Origin of the sequence: Schlesneria sp. (genome assembly GCF_036405755.1) — a bacterium.
In the GTDB taxonomy this organism is placed as follows: Bacteria; Planctomycetota; Planctomycetia; order Planctomycetales; family Planctomycetaceae; genus Schlesneria; species Schlesneria sphaerica.
Genome location: NZ_DASWWZ010000457.1, coordinates 1 through 10771, shown reverse-complemented (window position 1 = coordinate 10771; position 10771 = coordinate 1). Strand labels below are relative to the sequence as shown.

Genomic DNA, 10771 nt, shown 5'->3' with positions numbered 1-10771 from the left:
GGACTGGAGCGAGGGAGCACCCGGCTCCTCATGCGGATCTTGTCACGCGTCTGTGGTGATGTGCCCGAGGAAGTCCAGTCAAAAATTGAAACACTCTCGCTGGAGCAGCGTGAAACTCTCGGCGAATCGGCAATCGATTTCCGTTCTCTCGACGACCTGAAAAACTGGCTGACAAATAACAATTCCTGATCCGTCTGAAGCAATGGATTGACAACATCCCGCGTGATGAAGCTCCATCCGCTAGATAAGGCAACGCACGCTCCCGCTGGACTTGAGTCGACAATACAATGAGGAACTCATCGCCGACGAGAAGGAATTGCAGATGCCGTACGTCACATCAATCGAACGCCACGCGGAACAACGAGGGCTGGAACGAGGGAGCACCCGAATCCTCATGCGAGTTCTGTCACGCGTCTGTGGCGATGTGCCCGAGGAAGTCCAGTCAAAAATTGAAGCACTCTCGCTGGAACAGCGTGAAACACTCGGCGAATCGGCAATTGATTTCCGTTCTCTCGACGACCTGAAAAACTGGCTGACAAATAACAATTCCTGATCCGTTCGAGGCGGCATGCCTCGCGAGGAAACCTATGACGGACCTGACCAAACTGACCTTCGATCATGACTCATGGGGCCGTCTGACCCTCACGCTTGACGATGGCCGAACGTATGCGGGGATCGACCCTCTCCGCTGCTTCCCTCTGACCGATCCCGAGAAATTGATTGCCCTGCTGGACTCGGAAGGCCATGAAATTCTGACTTTGCCGGATCTTGATGCATTATCTCCTCAGTCCCGCGACGTCCTCAAAGCGGAACTGGCAGCGCGTGATTTTGTGCCGGTCATCCAGCGGGTGATTTCGACAACCAATCCCAGCCCTCCCTGCCACTGGGTCGTTGATACCGATCGCGGAAGGACAAGATTCCAACTGGAGAGCGAAGATGACGTCCGCAAGCTGGGAACGCATCGCGTGATTGTGGCCGATTCGCACGGGATTCGTTATTCCATTCCGGACGTGCGTCGTCTCGATTCGCATTCCCAGCGAATTGTGCAGCGCCTGGCGTAGGCTCCAGTCCGCCAGAAATCTGGCGAGTTTGTCACCCCTGCCCTCTCACCATCCTGAGACTTGAGCGTCTTTGTCATCCTCTAAAAGCGGAAGCTTGTCAGGCGAGCTGCTATAATTGATTATTTCGGCATCGCCGACGCGGAAGCAACTCATTCATGATTGAAGTCCAAGCCGTCTCGAAAATGCATCGCCGGGGCCGCCTCGAAGTCCCCGCACTCCGGGAAATCACCTGCCAGATTCCCAAAGGGTCATTCACGTTTATTCTCGGCCCCTCGGGAAGCGGTAAAAGCACCCTGCTCTATCTGCTTGGTGCACTGGATGAACCGACCACGGGCACCATCACTGTCCACGGCAAATCGCTGCAATCCATGACAGCAAGCGAACGGGACGAATTTCGAAGGAAGGATGCAGGGTTCATCTTTCAGAACTTCAATCTGCTTGCCAATCTGACGGCTGTGGAAAACGTGCTGGTCCCCTTTCTGCCAACCGGGGTGAGTCGCGAGTTGCGCAACAAGGCCGCGGAATTACTGGATCGACTTGGGTTGGGGGATCGCCGTGAGCACCGCCCCAACCAGTTGTCTGGCGGCGAACAACAACGGGTGGCAATCGCTCGTGCGTTGCTCAAGCGACCGAAACTGGTGCTCGCGGACGAACCGACAGGAGAACTCGACACGGCCAATTCCCTGGCGATTCTGCAAGACCTGCGAGCCCTCTGTCAGGAACAGCAATCGACAGTCGTGGTCGTCACCCACGAGCATGAATACATCCGCGAAGATGACCACGTCATCCGCATTCGTGACGGGCGCGTGGCCAACCAGCCTTAAGCTGCCTGCTTCCGCATTCGCTTGCAGCGGTGTCGTTCTCACCACGACCACACTGGCAGGAAGGTCTGTTGAACCGGAAGAATCCTGATCGCCGTGAGACGATTCTTCAAAGTCATTGCGGTAAGATCTCGGGAACTGTCGTAATTTCTGTCAGTTCCACAGGAGATCAAACTGATGTTGACCGCGTTACTCCTCATTGCACTGGGAGCTCCCCCTGCCGTCACTGATGAGGCCGCCGAGGCGAAATATCTGGACAATCTTCGACAAGTCACATCCGGCCTGCCTCGCGCGGGTGAAGGGTACTTCTCGCCCAATGGAGAGTGGATCGTCTATCAGGCGTACCCGATTGGGTATCCCTTCTACCAGATCTACGTTCAGAAGCTTGATGAGAAAACACCGCGACTCCTCAGCACGGGTCGGGGCCGAACAACGTGTGCGTACTTCTCGCCTGACGGGACGAAAATTCTCTTCGCGTCCAGCCACACGGATCCCCAGATCGACATCACCGAGCTGAAAGCACGCGAAGAAGCGGCCAAAGGAGGTCGTCGGCGTTATCTGTGGGATTTCGATCCGCACATGGACATCTACATTTCGAACTTTGATGGCACCGGAATGAAGCGGCTGACCGACAGCCCCGAATACGACGCTGAAGGAAGTTTTTCTTCTGATGGGAAACAGATCGCCTTCACGTCGTCACGAGATGGGGATCCTGATCTGTACATCATGGACGCGGATGGTTCGAACGTTCGTCAATTGACGAACCAACCCGGCTATGATGGCGGTCCCTTCTTCTCTCCCGACAACAAGTGGGTCATCTTTCGGTCAGACCGCCAGAAAGAGCACATGCTGCAGTTGTTTGCCATCTCTGTCGACGGAAAGACCGAAGTTCAATTGACGGATAACCTCGATCAGGTGAACTGGTGCCCGTACTTCCACCCCAGCGGCAAGTATCTTGTCTGGGCCGGCGCGGACTACAGTAGAGGTCCCGCCAATGCTCCGTTTCACCTGTTCACAATGGAACTGAAATGGACGTCAGACTCCGTTAAACGTGGAGCCGTGACGCAAATCACGCACAGCACCGCGCAAGATGTTCTGCCCGTTTTCAGCCCCGATGGAAAAAGTCTGATGTGGACATCGACCCGTGGGGCCGACGGTACCAGCCAGCTCTGGATCGCTGACTGGCTGCGCGAGAAGAAAGGAAATTGACGGAGACGCTCACTCGGAATCCCACGTCCCATCCCAACTCTTCAAAGGACCACCCATGCGTGTTCATGCTTTGCCTGTGTCACTGCTGCTGGGACTGATTGCTTTCTCCGTCTGCGGGTTCTCCGTCTGCCGGGGAGAAGAGAAGATTGCGGACTGGTCGCAGCAGCATGTCGACGAGCTGCTGGTGTTGTATCGGGACTTTCACAGCAATCCCGAGCTCTCATTCCGCGAAGAACAGACAGCACGCAAGCTCGCCGCCGAACTGAAATCGCTCGGCTGCGAAGTCACCACCGGGGTCGGTCAGCAGGGGGTCGTGGGGCTGCTAAAAAATGGAGAAGGCCCCACCATCATGCTTCGTACCGACCTCGATGCCCTTCCGGTGACCGAGGCTACCGGCCTGCCATTCGCCTCGCCGGTCAAAACCAAGGATGCTAAGGGAAACGACGTCGGTGTGATGCATGCCTGCGGGCATGATGTTCATATCACCTGTCAGATTGGTGTCGCGCGGTATCTTTCCAGCCATCAGGACCAATGGCGTGGTACGGTCATGTTCGTGGGACAACCGGCAGAAGAGATCGGCGGAGGGGCCGAGGCCATGTTAAAAGATGGCCTGTTCACTCGCTTTCCACGACCTCATTCCGCCCTTGCACTGCACGTTGATCCCACCCTGCCCACCGGGAAGGTGGGCGTGAAAGCAGGCTACATCCTGGCGAACGTCGACAGTGTCGACATTCTCGTCAAAGGAAAAGGAGGACACGGAGCGTTCCCTCACACGACGATTGATCCGATCGTCCAGGCGGCGCACCTGATTGTCGATCTTCAGACTCTGGTCAGCCGTGAGAGCAGTCCCTTCGAACCGGCGGTCGTGACCGTGGGATCGATCCAGGGAGGAACCAAGCACAACATCATCGGGAACAGTTGCCGGCTCCAATTGACGGTGCGAAGCTACTCGCCTGAAGTGCGCGAAAAGCTGATCGAGGGGATCCGGAGAAAGGCCAAGGCGGCCGCGATCAGTGCCGGTGCCCCGGAACCAACGATCGAGTTATCGGACTGGACGCCTGCTACCAAGAATGATGCAGACTTGGTGGAAAGAGTGATTCCCGCGTTCCGCGAGGCTTTGGGCGAAGACAACGTTGTGCCTGTCGAACCGTCGATGGGGGGCGAGGATTTTTCTCAGTACGGGCTCGCTGGCGTTCCCATCTTCATGTTCCGTTTAGGATCAGTGACTCCGGAACGCATGAATGCACTTCGGGACGCCGGGAAGGCGCCCGATTCGTTGCACTCCCCGTTCTACTATCCTGACGCTCCAGAAACGATCAAGACGGGTGTGACCGCCATGTCCGCCGCCGTGCTCGAACTCATGAAGGTCGAGAATTAGTGTCGCTGCAGCATCGCCTGGATAATCTTCTTCACAGGGGGACAGTTTTCTTCCAGGAGTGGTCTTCGCGAATTCCGCCCCGCTTTACCACAGCGTGTTGCCCGGCGGGCGGCATGCTCGGTTGGTCTTCGATAACACCCTGCACTTGAGTTCCGAGCCAACGACGCACACCGGCCACTGCAAAACGGGAACCTCAAAAACCGACCGCCACTTCATTCCGTGATCATCCGCGGAGAAGTGCGGTGCGACGCAAACACAAATCGCCGCGGGCAGAAGCACGCGGCGATTCGTTGACGTCGGATCAATTTATGGCTTCAGGCCAGAAATTTAGAACTCACCAACAGGATTGCCGTCGGCGATGTAGGCCAGTCGCTGACGGGTGGTGTTGTCGATATTCTCGCTGATGAAACGGACCGAACCGTCACCGAGCAGCGCCTGCACACCACCGGTGTGAAGGCTTCCGGGCGTACCCCATTCACCGAGCTTACCCGGAGGATTCTGAACGCTCCATGGCGTTCCAGGTCCCCAGCCGCAGCATGCCCAGTCATTGATTTTTCGCTGACCGTTGAGGTTACCAAACTGAATTCCGTTACCAACGTGCTGCGAACAGGCCCACGAACCCGTGTAACCGTCATGCACATTCAGAGTCGTTTCGACAACAGCCACGGTGTTACTCGATCCGTCGGTCAGGTCACGCAGCGATGCCGTCGACATGGCACCGAACATGGAACGAGTGTACTGGTCTTCCTTGGACCACATGTTCCAGCCCTGTCCATCGGTGGTGCAGAAACCATAGTTCGTCTTGTACGAGTTGACGCTGGGATCACAGCCGTAGTTACCGTCCAATAGCCCTTGAATGAAGGGGGTTCCACTGTCTGATGGACAAAGCAAAGCGTTCAGTTTGACAGCAGCAGCAGCGGCGTTTTCCGGAGGTACAATTCCGCCGATTCCGGCGAGTGGAAGACTACCGTTGTCTTTCCAGCCCCCCATGGCCGCACTGTGGTTGATTCGATTGTACAGGGGAGCCTGATCGAAGTACGGGAGGATCAACACCCAGCCGCTCTGATTCTTGATGTTCGGCAACGCGTTGTTGTTCGCGGTTGCGGCGTTAAAGCTGGACGCATAGGGGAACATTCCCGCTACATCGTGGTAGTTATGCAGGGCGAGACCAATCTGCTTCAGGTTGTTCTTGCATTGCGTACGGCGAGCAGCCTCGCGTGCCTGCTGCACGGCAGGCAACAGCAGAGCGATCAAGACCGCGATAATCGCGATCACGACCAGCAGTTCAATCAGCGTGAACGCGCGATTGTAGCGCCGGGGCTTGTAAGACACAGGATCAAAACTCTTCATCCAAATCCACTCCAAACAGGGAAAACAAAAAAGTACGAAGACGTTGCTTCGATACATTTCCTCTCAATGATGACAAGCAGCTTTTAGCAACACTGCTTGAGCAAAACGTTATTTCTTCGGAGCATTCTTCGCCGAAGTGATCGAGAATTCGATATCGCTTTTGCCGGCTTCAGGAACGTCGACCCGTCGGGTCATTTCCGCCATCTTGTCGCCGGGGTTGTTCCATCGTGCTGCAATGGTTTCTTTTGCCCGAACCATGGCGGGTGAGTCATTGGGCCCCAAGGGGCTTCCATCCTGTTTGACCATTCTCGAGAACGAGACCATGTATGAACCGGGGGTGATCCCCTCTTTATTCGTCCAGTGCATTACGGTGAAGCTCCCGTCGTCCTTCGTAACTGCCCAGGCCCCACCGACGCTCTTGGTCTCATTGATGGGGGTGAAGCGGATGTTGATACCCGCCACAGGCTTACCATCCAGCTTGATGACCCCGGATGCAGGGACAATCTTCTCAGCGACGGTCTTGGAGCCGCCACAGCCCTGAACCAGACCAACAAAGAAGACGACAATCAACGACAACAGGCAACGGGCTGAGAGCTTCACTGACATCCTCCTCACAGTTTCGAGACACCGCAGAAGCATCAAGAGCTTCCGGCAACGAATGTGCCTCGTCCAAAAACAAAAATCAGCACTGGCGAAGAAGCGTAGGTCTGAGCCGTCTGATCGTTTCGCGTGAAGGCGACACAGTTGCGTAGTATGCAAGTGTCGTACCTTTGTCGTTCTCTTTAGACGCGAGACGAGCGAATCGGAGGCTTCCGGGGCTGACTGGTGCTTGGCGTCAGTCACTGCCGAACCGCAGGAGCATCAATTACGCCACTTCTTGAGACGATTTCGTCTATCAATGACGATAGGTGACGGTACGTTCCAAGTAAACTCATAAAATCAACGGTTCTCGCCATTTTTGAGAACATCGCAAGAAAAAACATCGAATCTGCTTACTCGGAAGGCACATTTACAAAAACGAATCCAGCCCCTTAGATATCAGCGGTCGCTATTAAATTCAACCAACGTCGACCGCGATTCGATTGCTAACCATTTCGCCGCAACTGCGACATTTTCAAACACATCTTTGTGACCGGATGGCCATTGAACTTCAATTTTGTTCACTCGTTCATCCCGACTTACCCCGATCGATACAACTCGTTCACTACACGATTCGTAACCGTCGCCACCTGTCAACTGCGCGATTCTTTCTTCGCCGTTCTGCAGGACGACCCGAATTTTGGCGCCGATCGCATCACGGCTGGATTGGGTTCCAATGAGTTTCAGGCAGAGCGAATGACACTGATTTTCCGTCGCATTCGTCGCCAGTAGAACGGGCTTTTCCAGGTCGGTCGCGACGAAGTCCGTCAGACCATCCCGATTCCAGTCGATCAGGGCGAGACCTCGGGCAAGTCTTTCGTCTCGCCAGAATTCGCCCCCCACCTGATCGGAGATTTCGACGAACCGGGCGTCATCAAGTCCATGGAAAATCTGTGCCTTCATGCGAAACGGTTCATTCAAAAATTCGTCAATGTGGCCATTCATCACGACCAACTCGGGACGGCCATCGCGATCCGCATCGATGAATTGAGTACCAAAGCCGAGTGGCTCGAACGTGGGCTTTCGAAGCCCGGCCCGCTGAGTCTGATCCTCATAGACGTCCCCTGCCTGCGATAAGTACAACGTATTCGACTCGCGTGCGAAGTTCGTGATAAACAGATCCAGCTTTCCGTCACGGTTTACGTCCCAGGTGGCAATCCCCATGCACGCCTGGGCCAGACCGTTCGCGTCAAGCGCGACACCCCGCAAGAATGCCTCATCGACAAAGCGAAGCGCTCCTCCTGCTTGCTCCGTTTGATTGATCAGCAGAAAATTTGCCGTCATGTCGTTCGCGATAAAAACATCGGGTCGGTGGTCATCATTGAAGTCACCGATGACGAGGCCCAGTCCCATCCCGAGCGGAAGGTCCAGTCCCGCTTCCGCCTGAAGTTCCTGAAAGCGGCCGTCACCCAGATTGACCGCCACGGTGTCGAGCGCGGCATTGAACATTGTCGGGCGACAAACGACGGGCCTACGAAATTCGTCGTAGCAAGTCGCCGTCAGAAAGTCCTGTCCTTCGCAGTAATTGACATCGAAGATCTCGGGCAAGCCATCCCCATTCAAATCGGCAATCGCGCAGCTCACCGTCCACGCCGATTGCTGAATCCCCGCTTCATCCGTGACATCCCGGAATGTTCCATCACCACAGTTGCAGAACAGCTTGTTCCGTCCCAGGTTGGCCACATAGATGTCGGGGAATCCATCATTGTTGTAATCGCCGACCGTCACCCCCTGGGAGTAAGACGTCTCATCGATTCCCGCCGGAACGGTCACAGACTCAAACCGCTCGCCCCGGTGATTGCGGTAGAGAGCATCACTGGGCCCGGTAGCACTTGAAAGAGGAAGCGGTTTGCCTTGCGCGAAGTAGAGATCCGGCCACCCATCCTGATCGAAATCCAGGACTGCGACCCCTGCCCCCATCGTTTCATAAATCTTGTGTCCCGATTCCTGAGCGGACGTGTTGATATAGCGAAAGTCCAGTCCTGCCAACTCAGCCTGGTCCACGAACCGGATCTCAGTCGACTCACCTTCCCTCGTCGGCTCGCCCCCCGCTGGGCTGGCCGCAGACTGGGTCCAGTCGGGTAACGGATATTTCAACCACTCACTTTTATCCCCTGCCAGGCTGCCGGGCTTCGTCCGCGTTGACCCGGCCAGTGCCGCCTGTGCAGCGAGGTCTTTTTTCCGGGCCAGCATGGGATCACCAGGAGCAGGACGAACACGCCTTTCATAAACATCGGCCCACCCCCAGGCCTCCCATAATCGCCCCGTCGCTGCGAGTTCCGAGATCATAGGTTCAATTAACAAATGGGACTGAGGCTCACCCATGCGGGAACTGAGATCGGTGATCCGCTGAAGGCTGCGTGCCCGCTCGGTATACGATGTACCGAGTTCGGCCAGGCCGCGAGATTTGAGTACCTGCCCCATCAACATGTTGGCCGAAAGGTTTTCCGGCTCGCGAACGAGTGCCTCATGCAAGCAACGGATCGCGGGGTCGGGTTTTCCGTTGAGATTCAGCCATTTCGCCCGTGCCAACCAGATCCGCCCGTCGTTCTCGCTCGTGGAAGGAAGTTGAGCATTCCAGGCGAGAAACTTCTCAGGCGCGAAATCCGCGTAGATTTCTCCCAGGATACTCTGTGCTTCGTTGTCCCCCGGGTCGGCCTTCACGACCTCGAGCAGGTATTGTTCTGCCTCGGAGACGCGGTTTCGATCCAGCTCATGCATCGCCTGCGGTAACAGCGGCGACTTTTCATTCGGATCGGCTTTGAGCATCAGTTCGAGCCGACCCGAGTCATCAACCGTGGGATTGACAGAAGACAGCACGACCAGATCATCCTGCGTAAACGCGTTCTTCTGAATCAGTCGGACCAGGCACTCAACCACCTCGGCACGATGTCCCGTCACAGCAAAAATCTGCGCCAGGTAGCGATCAGGTTCAGGCACTTTCGGGTTCGCTACACTCGCCAGCCGCAGGGTGTTAATCGCGGGTCGGATGAGATTCCGCGTCATCCAGTTTCTACCCAATTGCACGGCAAGGGAACTGGCTCGAGCCGGATCCAGTCGCACCAGTTGCTCAAGTGCCGTCAGCGACCGGGACGCATCTCCCCCCCGCGCGGACGCATCGGCCAGCAGAGCCCATGCTTCTTTCAGGTCAGGGTACTGCTCCACTGCCCGCTCCAGCGTGCTGACGGCCTGCGCGTAATCGCGCTGGTCCAAGGCGGTCTGACTTTGTTCGAGCAACTCGTCTGCGGTGGGATTTGCGTTAAATACCTTGAAGGCCACCGCCGTCGCACCCGCGATTCCGATGACGATCAACAAAGGCAGCAGCCACGGCCTCGTATTGTGTGAGCGTGTCGCCAGAGGAACCGGCTTCGGGCGGTCATCAGAAGTGGACAATTCATTTCCTGTCGAGCGAGAGAATCGAGGAATGGCCGACGTGCCGAATCGGCGGCAGCTTGATTGATTTCGATCCCGCATTCGCATTGGATCTCAGCAAACAGCGGTCTCTGCACCGACATAAAACAGCAACGTCACCGCACGACCGAAGTCGCGCGGTGACGTTAGAATTATTCGTGCTGTTCCGAGATTGCAAATCAATTCGGATTAGAACTCGCCGACGACCTTTCCGTCAGCAATGTATCCGAGGCTCTGGCGGGTCACCGCGTCAATGTTCTCGCTGATGAAACGGACGGAACCATCAACGAGCAGGACCTGACAGCCGCCCGTGTGCATACTCCCGACGGTTCCCCATTCACCCAGTTTCCCGGGTGGGTTTTTCACGCTCCAGGGAGTTCCTGGCCCCCAGCCGCAACAGTCCCAGTCGTTGATTTTTCGCTGGCCATTCAAATTGGCAAAATCGACCCCTTGACCGACGTGCTGCATACAGGCCCATGACCCTGTGATACCATCGTAGACATTGAGAGTCTGTTCTGCGACAGCGACCGTGTTACTCGTTCCGTCCGAAACATCTCGCATGGAGGAGTTGGATTCAGGACCGAACAGCGCCCTTGCATACTGATTCTGTGTATCCCAGTTATAGTCCCCGAAAGGGGGGGAAACGCTAAAACCATAGTTGGTTTTATAGGCGGGCCTGTTTGTTTCACAGCCGTAGTTGCCATCGAATCCCGGGAAGATCGCCTGTCCGGAATCCGAAGGGCAAAGCAGCGCCACCAGTTTGGTCGCTGCGGCGTTGGCGTTCTCGATCGTCGGTCCCCCGTTCGCAAGTGGGACCGTCGCGGTGGACCAGCTTGGCCCCATATAGCGTCCCATTGCTGCGCTATGGTTAATAGTGTTAAACAGGGGTGCCTGATCGAAGT

Annotated in this window: 10 protein-coding genes; 6 read left to right on the top strand and 4 right to left on the bottom strand. The window is 56.1% G+C overall.

Annotated features, from left to right (window positions below; all coding sequences use genetic code 11):
- The 6 genes from VGE80_RS15695 to VGE80_RS15670 all read left to right on the top strand — a co-directional run.
- Nucleotides 1–189, top strand: a 189-nt coding sequence (locus VGE80_RS15695; RefSeq protein WP_440593323.1) for a DUF4351 domain-containing protein, incomplete at its 5' end; no start/stop codon positions are given.
- A gap of 133 nt (nt 190–322) precedes the next feature.
- Complete coding sequence (locus VGE80_RS15690; protein ID WP_440593322.1) at nt 323–553, top strand: DUF4351 domain-containing protein; 231 nt, start codon at nt 323–325, stop codon at nt 551–553.
- Nucleotides 554–587: 34 nt separating this feature from the next.
- Nucleotides 588–1061, top strand: coding sequence for a cyanophycin metabolism-associated DUF1854 family protein (locus VGE80_RS15685; protein ID WP_440593321.1), 474 nt, complete (start codon nt 588–590; stop codon nt 1059–1061).
- Between the two features lie 155 nt (nt 1062–1216).
- Complete coding sequence (locus VGE80_RS15680) at nt 1217–1885, top strand: ABC transporter ATP-binding protein (protein WP_373653235.1); 669 nt, start codon at nt 1217–1219, stop codon at nt 1883–1885.
- A 174-nt stretch (nt 1886–2059) separates the two neighbouring features.
- Complete coding sequence (locus VGE80_RS15675; protein ID WP_440593320.1) at nt 2060–3091, top strand: biopolymer transporter Tol; 1032 nt, start codon at nt 2060–2062, stop codon at nt 3089–3091.
- A gap of 55 nt (nt 3092–3146) precedes the next feature.
- Nucleotides 3147–4469, top strand: coding sequence for an amidohydrolase (locus VGE80_RS15670; RefSeq protein ID WP_440593319.1), 1323 nt, complete (start codon nt 3147–3149; stop codon nt 4467–4469).
- A gap of 327 nt (nt 4470–4796) precedes the next feature.
- Here the strand turns inward: VGE80_RS15670 and VGE80_RS15665 are convergent, their stop codons facing one another.
- The 4 genes from VGE80_RS15665 to VGE80_RS15650 all read right to left on the bottom strand — a co-directional run.
- Nucleotides 4797–5819 (bottom strand): DUF1559 family PulG-like putative transporter, encoded by a 1023-nt coding sequence (locus VGE80_RS15665; protein ID WP_440593318.1) that lies wholly within the window; start codon nt 5817–5819, stop codon nt 4797–4799.
- A gap of 108 nt (nt 5820–5927) precedes the next feature.
- Nucleotides 5928–6419 (bottom strand): hypothetical protein, encoded by a 492-nt coding sequence (locus VGE80_RS15660; RefSeq protein ID WP_373653240.1) that lies wholly within the window; start codon nt 6417–6419, stop codon nt 5928–5930.
- A 438-nt stretch (nt 6420–6857) separates the two neighbouring features.
- Complete coding sequence (locus VGE80_RS15655; protein WP_440593317.1) at nt 6858–9851, bottom strand: FG-GAP-like repeat-containing protein; 2994 nt, start codon at nt 9849–9851, stop codon at nt 6858–6860.
- A gap of 207 nt (nt 9852–10058) precedes the next feature.
- A partial coding sequence (locus tag VGE80_RS15650) for a DUF1559 family PulG-like putative transporter (RefSeq protein WP_440593316.1) occupies nt 10059–10771 on the bottom strand: 713 nt, incomplete at its 5' end.